Annotated in this window: 12 protein-coding genes; 6 read left to right on the forward strand and 6 right to left on the reverse strand. The window is 57.9% G+C overall.

All coding sequences use genetic code 11. The features are described 5' to 3' along the window. The first annotated feature begins 72 nt into the window (after positions 1-72). Positions 73-1,338: an SMP-30/gluconolactonase/LRE family protein gene (locus ACR2R1_RS06145; protein ID WP_077730511.1), complete on the forward strand. Its 1,266-nt coding sequence runs from the start codon at positions 73-75 to the stop codon at positions 1,336-1,338. A 566-nt stretch (positions 1,339-1,904) separates the two neighbouring features. Here ACR2R1_RS06145 and ACR2R1_RS06150 read toward each other — a convergent pair. Then, complete coding sequence (locus tag ACR2R1_RS06150; protein ID WP_240502528.1) at positions 1,905-2,276, reverse strand: hypothetical protein; 372 nt, start codon at positions 2,274-2,276, stop codon at positions 1,905-1,907. A gap of 1,121 nt (positions 2,277-3,397) precedes the next feature. Between ACR2R1_RS06150 and ACR2R1_RS06155 the strand changes: the two genes are divergently transcribed. Next, entirely contained in the window at positions 3,398-3,772 is a 375-nt protein-coding gene (locus ACR2R1_RS06155; RefSeq protein ID WP_434113157.1) for a hypothetical protein, read from the forward strand. 104 nt (positions 3,773-3,876) lie between these two features. On the opposite strand, the gene ACR2R1_RS06160 is transcribed toward ACR2R1_RS06155, so the two are convergent. The 5 genes from ACR2R1_RS06160 to ACR2R1_RS06180 form a co-directional block, all read right to left on the reverse strand. Continuing rightward, complete coding sequence (locus tag ACR2R1_RS06160) at positions 3,877-4,842, reverse strand: terpene synthase family protein (RefSeq protein WP_156880017.1); 966 nt, start codon at positions 4,840-4,842, stop codon at positions 3,877-3,879. Positions 4,843-4,878: 36 nt separating this feature from the next. Continuing rightward, on the reverse strand, positions 4,879-7,707 hold the full coding sequence (locus tag ACR2R1_RS06165) for a bifunctional diguanylate cyclase/phosphodiesterase (protein WP_347257741.1): 2,829 nt from the start codon (positions 7,705-7,707) through the stop codon (positions 4,879-4,881). A gap of 21 nt (positions 7,708-7,728) precedes the next feature. Next, a complete protein-coding gene (locus ACR2R1_RS06170; protein ID WP_133716447.1) occupies positions 7,729-8,979 on the reverse strand; it encodes a porin in 1,251 nt (416 codons plus the stop codon). Continuing rightward, positions 8,966-9,412: a substrate-binding domain-containing protein gene (locus ACR2R1_RS06175; RefSeq protein WP_240507015.1), complete on the reverse strand. Its 447-nt coding sequence runs from the start codon at positions 9,410-9,412 to the stop codon at positions 8,966-8,968. Before ACR2R1_RS06175 ends, ACR2R1_RS06170 begins: the two co-directional genes overlap by 14 nt. A gap of 560 nt (positions 9,413-9,972) precedes the next feature. Next, the gene (locus tag ACR2R1_RS06180; protein WP_434101607.1) at positions 9,973-10,149 is read right to left on the reverse strand and encodes a hypothetical protein; all 177 of its coding nucleotides are present in this window, start codon (positions 10,147-10,149) and stop codon (positions 9,973-9,975) included. Between the two features lie 272 nt (positions 10,150-10,421). Between ACR2R1_RS06180 and hyfB the strand changes: the two genes are divergently transcribed. The 4 genes from hyfB to ACR2R1_RS06200 are packed head-to-tail and all read left to right on the forward strand — an operon-like array spanning position 10,422 to position 15,623. Continuing rightward, on the forward strand, positions 10,422-12,536 hold the full coding sequence (gene hyfB / locus ACR2R1_RS06185; RefSeq protein ID WP_347257739.1) for a hydrogenase 4 subunit B: 2,115 nt from the start codon (positions 10,422-10,424) through the stop codon (positions 12,534-12,536). Next, positions 12,536-13,480, forward strand: coding sequence for a respiratory chain complex I subunit 1 family protein (locus ACR2R1_RS06190; RefSeq protein ID WP_077730505.1), 945 nt, complete (start codon positions 12,536-12,538; stop codon positions 13,478-13,480). Before hyfB ends, ACR2R1_RS06190 begins: the two co-directional genes overlap by 1 nt. Then, a complete protein-coding gene (locus ACR2R1_RS06195; protein ID WP_347257738.1) occupies positions 13,480-14,160 on the forward strand; it encodes a formate hydrogenlyase in 681 nt (226 codons plus the stop codon). Before ACR2R1_RS06190 ends, ACR2R1_RS06195 begins: the two co-directional genes overlap by 1 nt. Beyond that, entirely contained in the window at positions 14,157-15,623 is a 1,467-nt protein-coding gene (locus ACR2R1_RS06200; RefSeq protein ID WP_077730503.1) for a hydrogenase 4 subunit F, read from the forward strand. The genes ACR2R1_RS06195 and ACR2R1_RS06200 overlap by 4 nt, the downstream gene beginning before the upstream one ends.

Here is a 15,623-nt window from a genome sequence, read left to right on the forward strand (position 1 = left end):
CGATAAAGGGCTATCGCCATAACCCGGTAAGGTTGGATAGATAACGTCTCATAATGCTTGAGGATCAGGCTCATGAAGAAATGGATCGGTATAGGCCTTGTGTTACTCATCGTAATCTGGTGGATCGCCGCGGCCCCCAGACCGGAAATTCGCTGCTGCGTCGCCGAGTCGATTTCCTTCGACCCAAAGACGGCAGCGGCGATCACCGCAGTCGAGCATTCCGCCGACTTCGCTGCCGGTCTGGAGCATTTTCGGTCCGACCTACCGGGTTACGACGATGTCGTGTTACTCACCGGCGGAACCAGGGCCCTGGTTACAGCGACGGACGGAAAAATCTGGAGCGTAGACCTCGCCACACACGCGGTTGAGCCGTTCGTGGATGCGCCGCTGATGGCGTTCGGCATACACGAAGCGCCCGGCGACCCGAACCATGTTTATTTTTGCTCCTCCAACGCCTATGGCGAGCCGTTTCCGGGCGAGGCTGTCGGACTCTACCGTCTCGCGCTCGACACCCGGAAAATCGAGCCCATCGTTCTCGAGGTGCCGGCAACGCTGATCGATCCCGATCACCCGGTCGTCTATGCGGACAACGATCCCAAGGCGCCCGAATTGAGGCGCGACGGCAGCGGCGGAGATCATCGTCCGCTGGTGGTCTGCGACAACCTGGAAGTCTCCGAGGACGGCCGGCGCATCTATTTCTCCGAACCGTTCTCGTACAGAGACGCTTCGCTAGACGACGCGGTAGATGAAGCCATTGCCCTACCTCCCAATGGGCGCCTGTGGCGGCACGACCTGGATACCGGAACCACCCGCCTTGTCGCGGAGGGATTCCACTTCATCAACGGCGTTCTATACGACCTGCATCCGGGCCAGCCGCGGGAGGAGTCGGTTTTGGTCACCCAGACCTCTCTTTTCCGTCTGGCGCGTTTCTATCTTCGGGGTCCGAAAGCGGGGAGCTACGAGGTTGTGCTCGATGGGCTTACGGGCATGGACGACGGGATGGACCGCGATGCGTCCGGGCGTATCTGGCTTGCCCTGTTCACAGAGAGAAGCCCCATCCTGACCTGGGCCCACGAAAACGCGTGGATCAAACCGCTGCTCTTGCGGTTGCCGCCCCGACTGCTGCTGCGTCAGACGCAGCGTACGGGTGTGATCGTCGTGAGCCCTGATGGAAGCAAGCCTCTCTATGCGGCGATGTATAAGGGCCTTCCGCTTGCCTCCATAGCTTCCGCCGTACCTGCGGAAAACGGAATTTATTTGGCGAATGAGTCTCTAGGCGAGCTCGATAGCGAGCAGAGCGGAATCGTGCGACTGAAGTGGCCGAAACAACTGCACTGATCGCATCAGCCCCGACTTTTTTTCCTGCACTTTGGCATTGCCCGCCCCGAGCTTGGGAGGCTTTCTAGCTCGGCATAGCCTCCTCTCGGCGGGCTATGCATTCTCGGTCCCGTTAAAGCAGTTTTGATTTGAAAAGAACTGCTTTGCATGCCCACTTCCCCGCCCGGCGTTCACAATAAATGGGTGGCATCCCGCAACGTACTGCGGGATTTGCCGCACGGCCTATTGCTGCTAAGTACATTCCGCAAATACTTGCGGAATCTCGACAGATTGGCTTGATTGGCGGGGTTGTCCTGCAGGTTGCCTATGCCGCAAGACTTCCCTGAATGTACTTAGAGCGTTTTTCATCCCGGTGTACGGATTCGTGTTCGGGCGGGAAGAACGTAGGTCGGCAATCCCTTGCCGACGTATCGGCTCGGCAAAGGATTTTGTTGGAAGGGGCGTCCTGGCGCTCCCAGGACGGCCGTTTTGCGATTGGAAGGGTCGCGACTAAAGCGACCGTTTGCGATTGGGAAGGGATTGCCGACCTACCTATCGGGCTCCCTGATACCGGATCGGAAAATGCTCTAGCCTGCCTCTGCGGGGTCGCCATGGCATTTGACCTCTGATTCTTCTACCGCCGCGTCGAGCTCGACCAGTACGCCACCAGCCAGTTCCTCGAAACCGAGCTGCCCCGCCATTTGACGGTGATCGGCACAGTCGCGGCCAACATCCCCTACCTCGGCGTCCTGATCACGGCCATGGGAATCATGCTCACGTTCCACCCGATGAGGATGGACAGCGGCGCGCCTCGATCGTGACCGCGACCCGATCCCTGTGATTCCCCTGGTCGATGCGATACCGGCATTGCCGGTGATCATCCGGACCACCGCGACCTTCGTCAGCGGCCAGATGCCGGTGACGCTCGGCCCGCGCTCGCGCCAGGTGGCGGCGATCATCCCCTCCGATTACACCGACTGAAGCGTGGCGCCGGGTGAAAAGCCTAACCGCACTCAGCCGTTTCCCGCACCGTCCGACCGGCGGTTGGCGCGAGCGCCCGCGTTCTCGGGCCTGACGGCTGGCACCTGTCTTGCACTGTCTTCTGGTAGCGCCGGGCGGGCGCTTGGGCGCGGAGCCCCCTCTTCCTCCGCGCCCGCCGTCCGCCCGCGCCTGTGCTATTCGCCTCACTGGGTTGCCGGCGCCGCCTGCGAGCGGCGCTCTCTTTTGCATGGATGGACCGCCCGATGGATGCCGCACCACCACTTCGGATTGCCCGCCCCGCACCCGATGAACCTGACGCGCCGCCCCCGGCCGCCTGGGTCCGGGCTGTCCAACGCGCCCAGCAGCGCACCCCCTGTTACCGCACCGAGGAACGGTTCCAATGCACCGTTCCCGACTGCGAATGGCGCCGCGCCTGCCTCAAACTCGTCGCCGCCTGGCAGCGGTGAAAACGGCCTGGACCTTCTCGCTTACATCCGCCCCGAGGTGAGAAATGGGTTACATCGAAACGGCACTTACACGACCGGAACGTTCTCGATGGAATGATTAAGTTCCGGCACGCTAGTACGTCTCGAACCGAAACCCCGACGGTCACACTATTCAACCCACAGAAAATGGCTGTATTCGAGACTGCGATGCGCCGGGCGGGGCAAAAGTCACATCGATTGTGTGTTTTGCCATACCAATCACTGATCGCACCGATGGATCAGCCGACGCGGATGCCGTCCCATCAAGCACTTGAGGAGGGTGGCATGGCGATTGCCTTTTATGGAAACATTCATGCTCAAGAGTCATGACATCGCTCAATCGTCATGCTCTGCCGGCTTTGGCGGCATCGCCGCGCTCCATTCGTGAAAAGTGTTCTTTCGGACTCGCGGTGTTTCCACAGTTTTACTGCATCGGCCCCCTAGATATGGGTTAAGGGAGCCGTTGCTCAAGCGGCGAATTTTGCTTGGTCGTTCTTCTTTTCAAACGCCAACAGCACTGCTGCTCTATCAAAACATTAGTGCTTAGCCGACTGGGGGCACCGCCTCATTTCCAAGCCATGAGGCGGTGATTTCACGATCGAGAGGAGAAACAGATGACACCCAGACTCAGGCGCCAGGAATGCGATCCAGCCATACAAGCAGACGCGCCGGTCCCGCCAGCATTTCCGTCGGCACGGTACTTCCAGATTCATTTCGAACAGCTCTATCAGTTGATACACGAACTCCGAGAGAAACTCGATGCCACAGCTAGAGAGCTGGCGCAGCTTCGGGCACTTACAGGAGCCGATGTCGAGCGGTCTCAAACCGCCTCGGACACGCCGGTTTCGCCGGTTGGCCGCGGGATATCGACGGTCATTGACACCCCCACACAAGCGGAGGCACGGGAAAAAACGAAACGTGAAATTTCCGATTGCCAATCGCAGCGGCGTCTGCCGAATCGACGCAAGCCGGCGGTCAGACAATCCTAGAGACGCCGGTCGGACGCACCGGAATGCGCCGGCCGGAGCGTCCAAAGCATATTGGTTCAGAGATCAATCCGCCCCACCGCATGGGGCATCTGTTTTTCCATTCATCATTTCGGACCATTGCCGACGATCGACACTACATATCTCCCCGAGCTGTAGGACCAATCGAGATTGCCGCGCATCCACGAGCACAGAACCGAGACAAAACGCTGAACGTCGCTATCGATCGCAGCTCCGAACGTGGGCAATTGCTCTTTTAATGCGATGAAATTGCGGACTTCTCTATTCGTCAGCTCCGCCGCTTGCTGAATTGCATCCTGAAGAGACAACCGACGATGGTGCTGGAACGTCACGACCAGGTTATGGACATCATTGTGCTGGACTTCCTTGGCGAAAGAAATGATGTCGTTGGACCAACAAACCACATTGTTCGCCATCCGGATCAGATTCTGCAGCGTATCGTGTTTGCGCACGTGCAGCGGCAGACTTATGTCTTCCACGACGTCTATCAGCTCGATATCGGTATAAAGTCCTCCGGTAAACGGGCGCATCGTCACATACGTTAGCGGGTCCGGCGTAATTCCGCTTGCACGGTTTTTAGCTTCCCAAACCGAGGATTCGAAATATTCGACGACGCTGAGTATAAACCGGCACATCCAGTCGTCGTTTGCTATTTGCCGCAGTCTAAGGTAAAGGTCGTGCAGTGCTCGAGCAAGCGGCAGATCCGTTTCGTTAGGCTCGCGACCGGTAAGAATTTCAGTCAACCGCTCATGAAAATGGGCAAGTTTATCCGGACTCCGCCCGAAACCCGACTCGTCGCATTGATCGTCGCGAATGAATAGCCAAGTGTTCCAATCCGAGACGATATTAAGTCCTTCGTAAGGAGCATCGGGATAGGCGCGGGCTGCCAACCAGCTGAATTTGGAAGCTTCCAGCCGCTGCCATTCGCGATCGTCGGTAACCAAATTGAAACGCCTCACCCACGCCAGGGTATGACGATTAGCCGCTTCGGCATGAGAATTGAGGCGCGAGGGAAACGGACAGTAAAATTCGGGTAGCGTGATCGTGCTCATAATTATTAGTTGATAAAAGTAGTATGCGGATGCCGCTTACGATCCAACCAACGGTAAATCGATCACGGACATTGTTGCCGGCTTTAACTGTCGATCGGGACGTCCGATAAAAAAGCCCTGTACCAGATCGACTCCTAATTCTCGAAGCCGAATTAGTGTCTGCGCATTTTCAACTCCTTCGGCGACGATTTTTTGCCTGTAGCCATGAGCGAGCGTGGTCAGGGCGCTGACAAACACTTTGTCGTCATCGTCATTGGCTAGACGGCTGATAAATGAACGGTCAATCTTCACATGCTTGATCGGCAAGTGTCTTAGGTAATGAAAGGACGCAAACCCGGCCCCAAAATCGTCCATCGCGAATCCGAAGCCAATATCGGTTAATTCGTCCATAATCCGCCGAGCCGCCTCTAAATCGGCGATCGCGGCAGTCTCTGTGATCTCGAGCAATAAACGTTCCGGAGCCAAGACTCCGTCGCGCGCCGCTTGTTTGAGCGGCTCCGCCCATCCCGGATCGGTCAGCGCGGCAGCGGAAAGATTAATCGAAAGGCGCGCCGAACGAATCTTGCCAAGGATTTCGATCGCCTCCCGAGTGACATATGAATCGATGGCGCTCATCAAGTCCGAACGCAAAATGACGTCCATATATTCACCCGGAAGAACGATGCGTCCGTCGTCCAGCTTCAAGCGAAGCAGCGCCTCGTGATAAGCGACAAGCCCCGTCGCCACGTCCACTACGGGCTGATAATGAAAAAATAGACGCTTTTGATCCAAAGATTGGGCGATAACGTTGCGCCAATACGCCCGGTGACTGATCTGAGCGCGTTCTTCGCCCGAGTGCGAGAACAAATGCCACCGTCCTCGCCCTGCTTTTTTTGCCTGATACATGGCCGCGTCGGCGTTCGCCATAAGCTCTTCCACATCCTTGCCATGTTCCGGAATCAGGGCGATACCTATGCTCGCGGAAATGCGATAGCTTCGGTCGCCGAAGCGGAAAGGCTTCTCGGTCAAGCGCTGATTGAGATCCTGAGCAAAGTACTCTGCTCCCGACCGGTCGGTACCGGTCATCAGAACGGCAAACTCATCGCCCCCCAAGCGAGCCAGAACATCCGACTTGCGTGCCCGCGCCTGCAGCTCGTTGGCCAAAAGGCACAGCAGCGCATCGCCGGCAGCGTGTCCGCTGCTGTCATTGACGTCCTTGAAATGGTCCAGGTCGAACAAGAGCAGGGCCGCCGGGGTACCGTTCCGCTCCGCCTCGGCAAAACTCCGCTCCAGCTCGTCCTTGAACCAGAGCCGATTGTGGAGCCCGGTCAATGAATCGTGGTTCGCCAGCCAGCGTATACGGGATTCGGCCTGGACTCTTTCAGTAGCGTCCAAACCGATGGACAGCACGGCAATGCCGTTCTCCTGCTCCAAGCCCAAACGCGTATGCACCCATACGATATGCCGCTTGGTGCCGTCGCAGCAGGTCAGGACCGACTCGTGTTCCAGACGATGCAGCAGGTTGGAGAACAGCTTTTCGAGATTCCGGGCGATATCACTGGTTTCGTTATCGATTTCGATCAGCTCGACGAATCGGGCGTTTTTGAGCGTCTCGCCGGGACGTCCCAAGATCTGGGACGTCAATTCATTAACCGTACGAATTCTGCCGTCGCGAGTTTGAGTCAGAATCAAAACCTGGGCGTTGTCCAGCAGCCCTTGAATAAAGTCCCTCTCCGCCGCGAGGGTGTTTTGATGCTCTTCGATCTGATGAGCCAAACGGATGGACGTGGCATAGAGGATGTCGATTTCGTCTTTCCATTCGACCAGGCGGCTGAGCGTCTTTAGCCGCTCGTTGACTTTGTGATAGTTGCCGTGAGCCAGCAATGGCAATGTCGATGCAAGATGTTGAATGCGCCGTAGCGGAGCATGCAGCAATACCAACAGCAGGACTTCGGCTATGGCTAAAGACATCCCGACGACAACCAGGGCGTCCCGATTGGCCTGGTCGAGCGCCGCGGCCGAAGCGCTAGCATCCACGATGAACATAAGTTGGCCGGTCTCGCCGCCCGCCAGGATGTCGTTCAGCGGCGAAGCATAAACCGTGAATTTTTTCTTCTTCCATTCCAGCCATTGGTCGGCTGTGAGCATATCCGGCCCCGGATAGTGCTCGGCGAGATTCCTCAAGAAAGGCTCCAGCTGTTGCGGATTGGACAACGCAGCAACACGCAGGCCCCAGGCTTCCAGAACCTTTTCGCCGGTTCCCGGAGAGGCCACGAGGATTGCGACAGCCGTTCCGGCACCCGCCGAAAAGTCCAGCACCAGATCGGTAATCATCTGGCTGAGAGAAAGGATGCCTACATTTCGTCCCGCAGAAAGCAACGGAACAAAAGCATGAAGGCTGCAACCCGGTTGACAGGTCAAGATTGTCATCGGCTGCTCCGTTTCGAGGACTCGGCTCAAAACGTCCTGTAACCGGTCTTGTGGAACCGCGTTCGCCATTGACGAAGACCAGCTCAGAACTGAATTACCTGCCGCATCGAACAGCTCGATCCGCTCGACGTCCAATTCGTACCGTACGCTGGAAAAAAATCCCTGCAAACGGGCAGCGGTTTGATTCTCGCGCGGCGCCGTGATGAACCGATCCAACCTACCGAGCGAAGCAAGCACCACGCCCAGGCGTTGCAAGCGGTCGGCCGAACGCTCTATAAGCTCTTTGAATTCAGTCCTAAGAGCCGCGTTGCGAACGGCTTGCTGGTTTTTGAATTGAGTCCTTAAATTCCAATGGTTCAGTGCGCCGAAAGCGACACCGAGCGTCAACAAGAGCAGACTCAACAGTACAAACCCTTTTCGGCGCAATGTCCAAAAACGGTTTGTGTCATTCCTCATTTATCCTTTCCAGCAACGGCTTCAGAAACGAAACGATACCATTACAGAAAAGAGATCCCAGTGAGGATCTCCCCCGCCTCTCAGCAAGTCGGAATTGTCGTGAGGAGAGAGCCAGGCGGTACCTTCCACGTTGTGGTATTCCGCCGCAATCAGCCAATTCCGCACAAATTCCCAGCGGACACCGACGGCAAGATCATAAGCGTAAAAGCGGTGGCGTGCTTGGCCGGTTTGCTCGGCCAAGGAACGACCGCTTCGGTCGTCACGGTCCGCATGAAAAACGTCATAGCGAAGTACGGCCGACCAGTCATCGCTCAATCGGTACTCTCCCTGTACATAAAACCCCTCCGAGGTATTCTCTATGGGAACCGGTGTAAAACCACTGCGACGGGCATCGACCCAACCGTATTCCGCAGTCAACGACCAGCGCTCTGCATTATATTGCAGAGAGAACAAAGGATATAAAGCCTGGATGTTGCCGGATGGAACTCCGCTTGCACGCGACCTGAAGTCACGGTCCAGGTCGACCACGCTGAACATGGCACGCGCCCGCCCGCCCATCCACTCATAGACGGCTCGCCCGAGAAACAAGGGACGCCCATCCATTCTACCGGGCGAGTTGAGCATGCCGGTGAGGAAATCGGTGGCATCGCCGGTATCATCCTGCGGTTCCGCGACCATGAATTCCAAATTGAAGCGATGATCGCCCCAGTTATAGCGGCTATACAGCAGTCCTCCGTCGGCCGAGATCATCGCCTGCCTGAGCCCGAGCGTGTCGAAATAAACCGACTGGGGCAGAATCACCGAAGGCCGGGTCCAGACCACATCCCGAGTGTCGTTGTATAGTCCGAACGGTATTTTGACTCGCCCCGCCCGCACGCCAAGCGTTAAAGCCGAGTCGAGAAACGTGCCGTTGTAATCCACTTGGGCAAAATCGAGCCGAAAATCCTCCCGATCGGAACCTCCGGCGTTGCGATAGAGCCCTTGAGCGGAAAACAACAGGTTTGGCAGCAATCGCACGGATCCGTTGACGCCAATTTCGGTGAAATCCAGACTGCCGCCACGGCTCGCGCCGAACACTTGATTGCTCGTGGTATAGGTAAATCCTTGACTCGCAAAACCATGCAACTGCCAGTCAATAGTGCTGAAATCCAGCGCCGCTGCCACGCCGGATACGAAAAAGCAGGCGACCGTTGCAGCCATACGCGCGATCGTTCGAGGACCGACGATCCGCATGGCCAGCGCCTTCCCTAGAAAACCCCTATTTGTCAACATATCCAATACCTCCAGGAGTCGCCCGAACCATCTCGCGCATTTCTCCGACCGTCTCGACCATATGCGGGATTAAACCTGTCCCCGAAAAAACCAGCCGGTCCCATGCCGCGCGTAGCTGGAAGGGATAGACACCCAACACTTCCTTGGAAAAACGGACATGCAGAGGATGTTTATCCGGCAGTACGAAAACACGAATTGGCGTGCCATCAGGCCAACTCGTCAATCGCATGAAGAAGATTTCGCGCAGGGTGTCAGCGGAGAGTGAATCAGCTCGCTCTTCCGCTGCATAAATTTTGGGGCTGGGCTCGCCTGCCATGACGGGCTTGCCGGCACAGCCAAGGGCAACGATTACCGCAAGTGCAAGTGATAGGAGAAAGCTAACCCACCCGCACCCGATCAGTCGGTGCAAATTTCCGGTGGATTTAGACATCATCCTCAAGCAACACCTTTTCTTGTTCTTATTCTGAAGAGAGGACCGACAATGAATTGTCGGCTTAACTTTAGCAGAGGACTGTCATCCTGGTTTTCCGACATCCTCCTGCCGAAAATGCGATAAACCGAAAAACGGCGGTTTTTCGGCTTATTTTTTCGCTATGGGAATCGAGACACGCCGATACTGCAAAAAACCAACCCTGTCAGCTGGGCTAGGCTTTCCGTTTCGCTTTAAGGGAGCTCTGAACAAGTGGATTCCGTTCATGCCCTTCGACAGGCTCAGGAGAGCGTTCGACAAGCTCACCACGAACGGAATCAATACCTTACCGTTCGTCCTGAGCCCTTCGACTCGGCTCAGGACAGGCCTGTCGAAGGACTTAATCAGAGCTTCCTTAAGGAAACTCCCGCGCATTTTTTCCGGCGGTTCCGGGCGAACTCGGTTATTCGGTCAACGAATAGTGACACCACATCCCCCCACGCCAAGCCGATACTACGACCAAAGACAGCGTTTTTACAACAAACGGACGACTTGATCCGCGACTACTACGAACTTTTCGATCTTTATCGAAGGCGCGGCGTTACGATTCGCTCTGCCGACCTTCGGATACGTGTTCCTTCCAATCCGGCCCCATAAGCTTCCCGGATCAACCTGCTCACCATTTGCAAACAAGTAACATCGCGGTCCACGCACGAACGTTCGAAAGTAGCTTTTTTATCGGGATAGATGAGCAGTGTCAAACACGCAATATGGGTTCCGATAACTTCTTATGCACATAAGATGTTAATTGTTTTAAGATTTACCACTCGGACGGGACTCGACATCGTCGCAACATGCAATGTAGAGCGCCATTTCGATGGTGCTATTGAACATGTATCACCGCTTATAGCGGGTGTTTTCAACCTAATGCGGCCGCGGGATAGGTGTAGGTGCTTGAAATGATGGATGACGTTTTGTTGGCAACGGAATTGCATGCGGCTTTTCCCATGCGGTTTACAAATCCCCGTCCCCGATGTCCCTATTTTTAGCCGGCATTTCGGTCCTGGCTGCGCTGCTGTCCGCCCTTGCAGCACTGGTCTCGGGGCCGAACGGCTTGTTATGGCACGGAATGCTGCGATGGGTCGGGCAAGCGACTTTCCGTCCGGCGCGGACTAACGAACGACTTACCCCGGGTCGCTTTTCCCGTCTGGCGCGGACAATGCCCTTCGTTCTGTTGGGAGCATCGGGCGGGTTCGCCGTAACAGCCGGCCTCATCGCGCTCCTCGGCGGCGCCACCCGCACCGTGACGCTGCCCTTCGGTCTGCCCTGGCTGAACTGGCACTTGGCGCTGGACCCGCTAGCCGGTTTCTTCTTTTGCGTGCTCGGCATTCCTCTGATCGCCGCCAGCTTGTTCGGTCCCGGTTACGTTCGGGAATTCGAGCACGGCAAACACAAGCTTTCGGTCCTCGGTTTTTTCACCGGGCTGTTCGTTGCCGGCATGGAACTGGTACTGCTCGCCAACGACGCCTTCCTATTCATGATTGCCTGGGAATTGATGTCGGTCGCTAGTTATTTTCTGGTCGCCTACCAGCACGAGCACGCGGCCCATCGCCGCGCAGCCTTTCTCTACTTGCTGATGGCGGAAATCGGGGCGATCGCGATCATTCTGGCTTTCGGCGTCCTCGCGGGATTTTCCGGTGGATTGACGTTCGAGGCTTTGCGCAGTGCGGCGCTGAACCCATTGTGGGCGAGCATCGCCTTCGCACTGGCGCTCGCAGGCTTCGGCATGAAGGCGGGGCTCGTCCCCCTGCATACGTGGCTGCCGGAAGCCCACCCGGCCGCGCCGTCTCACGTTTCCGCTTTGATGAGCGGGGTGATGCTGAAAATCGCGATCTACGGCTTCATCCGCTTCACCTTCGATTTACTGCCGTCTCTTTTGTGGCAATGGGGCGTGCTGGTCCTCCTGATCGGATCGGCGTCAGCCGTGCTCGGGATTCTTTATGCGTTGCAGCAGCAAAACCTGAAGCGGCTTCTCGCCTACTCGTCGGTGGAAAACGTCGGGATCATTTTCACCGCTTTGGGTCTTGCGCTGATTTTCCAAAGCAGCGGACAATCCCTATTGGGAACGCTGGGGCTGGTGGCGGCGTTACTGCATTCGCTCAACCACGCCTTGTTCAAGAGCCTTCTGTTTCTCGGCGCAGGCGCCATCCTGCATCAAACCCATGAACAGAGCCTTGAGAACATGGGCGGTCTCATCCACCGCATGCCGAAACTGGCGGCCTTGTTTTTGATCGGCACGCTGAGCATCTCCGCCCTGCCGCCTTTCAACGGCTTCGTTTCCGAATGGCTGATATTCCAAACGGCCTTGCAGGCCGGCAGCATCCAAAGCGGCATACTCCGCAGCCTGATTCCGACTGCCAGCGCGGTGTTGGCACTGACCTCCGCATTGGCGGCCACTTGTTTCGTCAAGGTGTATGGCGTGGCTTTCCTGGGGCTTCCCCGCTCCCGCCACATCGCTCGCGCCCGTGAGATCCGCCACCCCGGCATGCTGGCGGGGCCGGCTTTACTCGCCGCCTGCTGTGTGCTGTTCGGCGTTTTGCCGATGCCCCTCATCAACGCGCTAGGCGCTTTGACGCAATCCTTGACCGGATTTGTGCTGCCGAACATCTCGGCTCTCGGCTGGCTATGGCTGACGCCAGTGTCGCCGGAGGTGGCGGCGTATTCGCCGGCGCTAGTCCTCCTGGGCACCGTGGCGGTGGGCTGGCTATGCTATTACCTCCTTTACCGCCGCACCGGTCTTGAGCCGCGCCGGGCCGAACCCTGGGACTGCGGTTTCGGTGGATTGACTCCTCGTACCCAGTACACCTCAGGCTCATTCAGCATGCCGATACGCCGCATTTTCGAGCCGGTGTTCGATACCCGCGAGACGGTCGAAGAACAAACCGAAGGACCTGCGGGCACACGCGTGACGGGGCTTCGATATCAATTCCAGGTGTTGGATCGCGCCTGGGCGGTTCTGTACGAGCCGTCGGGACGGGCCGTCACCCGATTGGCCCGCTGGGTCGGGCGCGTGCAGACCGGCAATATCCGCACTTATCTCGGGTACGCTTTTTTTACCCTGATCATTCTGCTGTGGGTGGTGAGCTGATGGCCTGGTTGATGGCAATACTTCAGACTCTGCTTTTCATCGCCTTGGCGCCCTTGCTTTCCGGCTGGATCAAGCGGGTCAAGTGCCGGCTGCAAAACCGGAAGGCCCCTTCTCTGTTCCAGCCTTACCGGGATCTGCGGAAGCTCTACCGGAAGCAGCCCATCGTGCCGCATCCAGCCTCGTGGATCTTCCGTGCCGCCCCCTACATCGTCTTCGCATCCACCGTGCTGGCGGCGGCCACTGTCCCCCTGGCGGCGATTCATTTGCCCACGGCGCGCATCGCCGATGTCATCGTGTTGGTGGGGTTTTTCGCCCTCGGCCGGATGTTCCTGGTGCTGGCCGGCATGGACGTCGGCACCGCCTTCGGCGGCATGGGTTCGTCGCGCGAGATGACGATTTCCTCTCTGGCCGAGCCCGCCATGCTCATGGCGGTGTTCACCCTGGCCATGAGCGCGCATACCACCAATCTGTCCCAAGCCGTGAACTTCGTGCTCGACACCGGACTGGTGCTGCGCCCGTCCTTCGTGTTCGCCCTCGGGGGGTTGATGCTGGTGGCGATCGCCGAGACGGGACGCATTCCCGTGGACAACCCTGCCACCCACCTGGAGCTGACCATGATCCACGAGGCCATGATCCTGGAATACAGCGGTCGCTGGCTAGCTCTGATCGAGTGGGCATCCCAGATCAAACTCATGCTCTATGGCGTTCTCATCGCCAACATCTTCTTTCCGTGGGGGATCGCCCAAACCTTCACTGTGAATGCGCTGGCATTAGGTCTCGGAGTAATTACCCTAAAGCTCGCCGTACTGGCGGTCATGCTGGCCGTTTCCGAGGTGCTGTTCGCCAAGATGCGTATTTTTCGGGTGCAGGAGTATTTGAGCTTCGCCTACCTTCTCAGCGTTCTCGGCATGCTCAGCCACATCATTCTGGAGGCGGCTCGCTAATGGATTTCGCCGAACTCAGCCTGTACAGCCAAGCAGTCCTGCTGCTCGCGGGACTCATCGCGCTGACCTCGTTCCTGATGCTCGGCCAGTCCCGATTGGTCAGACTGGTCCTGGTATTCGCCATCCAGGGCATCCTGCTTGCGGCAACCACGGCCATGGTCGCCGGCGTCCTGGATTTTCCCCATCTTTACATTTCGGCGGGTTTGAGCTTTCTGCTCAAAGGCATACTCATCCCTGTCATGCTGCACCGGATGATCTATCGCTTGGGACTGCACCGTGAACTCGACACGATCGAGCATCCGGCGAGGGTAATGATGGGCGGGGCGTTCCTGGTGGTCTTCAGTTATTACGTGAGTCTTCCCGTCGTCGCCCATTCGCCCCTGGTGACGCTCAACGCCATTGCTGTGAGCCTGGCCGTCGTCCTCCTGGGCATGCTGCTGATGATCACCCGGCGGCAGGCGGTGGCTCATGTGGTCGGCTTCATGTCCATCGAGAACGGATTGTTCTTCGCGGCCGTGGTGTCCACCTACGGCATGCCGATGGTGGTGGAATTGGGGGTCGGGGCCGATGTCCTGGTCGCCGCGGTCGTTTTCGGCGTGTTCTTCTTCCAGATCCGCGAGAGTATCGACTCTCTCGACGTGGACCGGCTCAGCAAGCTAACCGAGGTAGATAAGCCATGATCGCGGCCTATCTCGTTCTGGTGATTCCTCTGGCTGGCATGGCGATTCTCGGACTTCTGGCAGACAGCCGGCGGGCGGGACGCATCAATGTGCACTGCAACGCCTGGGCCTTGGCGGCTTCGATCTGGCTCGCCATCGACGTGCTGGTTCACGGCCCCCGACTGTCTTCGGGTCAGCTTCTCTACATCGACTCCTTCAACGTCTATCTGATCGTGCTTACCGCTTTCGTGGGGCTGACCACGTCCATCTTCTCCGGCCCCTACATGGCGCACGAACTGGAAACCGGGCGCGTCAACGTCAAGCGCCTGCGGCTGTACTATGCGATGTATCAGGGCTTCATGTTGGCCATGTACCTGGTGTTGACGACCAACAACATGGGCGTCCTCTGGGTGGCGATGGAAGGCGCGACCCTGGCCACGGTGCTGCTGGTCAGCCTGTACCGCACGCCCGAGTCGGTGGAAGCGGCCTGGAAGTATTTCATCCTGTGCGGCGTGGGGATTGCCCTCGCCCTGTTCGGCACGGTGCTGCTTTATTTCGCCGCCGAACAAAAACTGGGCATAGGCGGCAACGCGCTGCTATGGACGGTACTGCACGTGAACGCCGGCGCGCTCGAACCCAATATCATGAGACTGGCCTTCGTGTTCCTGCTGGTGGGTTACGGCACCAAAATCGGCCTCGTGCCCCTGCACAACTGGCTGCCGGATGCCCATTCCGAAGGCCCGACCCCGATGTCGGCCATCCTCTCGGGGCTATTGCTCAACGACGCCTTGTACGCGGTGGTGCGTTGCAAGATGCTGGTGGACGGCTCCCTCGGCACCCAGGTCGCCGGTTATCTGATGATGGGCTTCGGCCTCCTGTCCTTTCTGGTGGCGGCCCTGTTTCTGCACCGGCAGACCGACATCAAGCGCCTGTTCAGCTATTCCTCCATCGAGCACATGGGACTCATGACCTTCGCCTTCGGCATCGGCAGCCCTTGGGCCACCTTCGCCGCCCTGTTCCACATGACCACCCATTCGCTGACCAAATCGGCGATCTTCGTCACCGTGGGACATGCCGCCCAGCTCGCCGGCACCCAGCGCATGGACCGGATTCGCGGCCTGATCCTGACCCAGCCCGCCATCGGCTGGGGGCTTCTTATCGGCACCGTGGCCATCGCCGGGTTTCCGCCCTTCGGCGTGTTCGCCAGCGAATTCCTGGTGCTCATCGCCACCATGCGCGATTACCCCTGGCTGACGCCTTTGCTTCTGATCGGCATCGGCGTCGCCTTTGCCGGCCTGTTCCGGCATTTGCAACTCATGGTCTACGGGGACGTCCCGGAGGGCCAAAAGCCCATCCCGGCCAATTTGTTGCCGGTAATGATCCACCTGGCTCTGGTGCTCTGGCTCGGACTATCCATTCCGGGCTTCTTGGGCGATTGGTTCAGCCAGGCCACTCAACTCATTTCAGGAGCATCACCCCTTTGA

Origin of the sequence: Methylocaldum sp. GT1TLB (assembly GCF_051027445.1) — a bacterium.
Taxonomy (GTDB): domain Bacteria; phylum Pseudomonadota; class Gammaproteobacteria; order Methylococcales; family Methylococcaceae; genus Methylocaldum.

What these genes read in the sequence shown, in the direction of transcription:
- ACR2R1_RS06190 (WP_077730505.1), top strand. Translation starts at nt 12,536, where the DNA reads ATGGCCTGGTTGATGGCAATACTTCAGACTCTGCTTTTCATCGCCTTG.
- hyfB (WP_347257739.1), top strand. Translation starts at nt 10,422, where the DNA reads ATGTCCCTATTTTTAGCCGGCATTTCGGTCCTGGCTGCGCTGCTGTCC.
- ACR2R1_RS06165 (WP_347257741.1), bottom strand. Translation starts at nt 7,707, where the DNA reads ATGAGGAATGACACAAACCGTTTTTGGACATTGCGCCGAAAAGGGTTT.
- ACR2R1_RS06145 (WP_077730511.1), top strand. Translation starts at nt 73, where the DNA reads ATGAAGAAATGGATCGGTATAGGCCTTGTGTTACTCATCGTAATCTGG.
- ACR2R1_RS06170 (WP_133716447.1), bottom strand. Translation starts at nt 8,979, where the DNA reads ATGTTGACAAATAGGGGTTTTCTAGGGAAGGCGCTGGCCATGCGGATC.
- ACR2R1_RS06150 (WP_240502528.1), bottom strand. Translation starts at nt 2,276, where the DNA reads ATGATCGCCGCCACCTGGCGCGAGCGCGGGCCGAGCGTCACCGGCATC.
- ACR2R1_RS06155 (WP_434113157.1), top strand. Translation starts at nt 3,398, where the DNA reads ATGACACCCAGACTCAGGCGCCAGGAATGCGATCCAGCCATACAAGCA.
- ACR2R1_RS06195 (WP_347257738.1), top strand. Translation starts at nt 13,480, where the DNA reads ATGGATTTCGCCGAACTCAGCCTGTACAGCCAAGCAGTCCTGCTGCTC.
- ACR2R1_RS06160 (WP_156880017.1), bottom strand. Translation starts at nt 4,842, where the DNA reads ATGAGCACGATCACGCTACCCGAATTTTACTGTCCGTTTCCCTCGCGC.
- ACR2R1_RS06200 (WP_077730503.1), top strand. Translation starts at nt 14,157, where the DNA reads ATGATCGCGGCCTATCTCGTTCTGGTGATTCCTCTGGCTGGCATGGCG.
- ACR2R1_RS06175 (WP_240507015.1), bottom strand. Translation starts at nt 9,412, where the DNA reads ATGATGTCTAAATCCACCGGAAATTTGCACCGACTGATCGGGTGCGGG.